General features: G+C 66.5%; 1 pseudogene. It reads left to right on the top strand.

Going from position 1 to position 462, the window contains the following annotated elements:
* Window positions 1–116: 116 nt before the first annotated feature.
* Window positions 117–462, top strand: a pseudogene (locus DEQ92_RS22510) (sensor histidine kinase); the annotation flags it as partial.

The following is a 462-nucleotide window of genomic DNA, read 5'->3' as shown; positions in this document are numbered from 1 at the left end:
GCCGGTTCGCTGTCGCGTTCGGTCGCCGACCGTTCGATCGCGTTCTGCTCCGATTCTTCCGCCCGATAGCCGGGCCAGTACATTCAAACAGCCGTTGGTCTTCTTTCGAACGATCTATGCGAACGCGACTTCTCACCCTGATCGATCAACTCGGGTACGGATCGCCACCCGAGGCGGTCGCGCCGACCGGACCGTCGCCGGTGCGCGTTGCCGCCAGCGCTGTCGTCTCGCTCACTGGGGTCGGGTTGCTCGTGCCGAATCTGTTCCCGCTTTTGGACGGCGGCGGCCCGCTGGCGGTCGTGCTCGGCGTCGTCGGAACGCTCGTCTCGATCGGCCTGATCGCCATCGGCGGCCTCCTGTACGTCAGCGGATTCAGCGACCGCAACGCGGTCCGCATCGCGGTCTGGAACCTCCTCGGCGTCGTCGTCCTCGGGAGCGTGATGATCGCACACGCGTACGCGC

This window comes from Haloferax sp. Atlit-6N (genome assembly GCF_003383195.1).
Lineage (GTDB): Archaea > Halobacteriota > Halobacteria > Halobacteriales > Haloferacaceae > Haloferax > Haloferax gibbonsii.
Note: the sequence above shows the minus strand (reverse complement) of the source record. Positions and strands in the feature narration are given on the sequence as shown.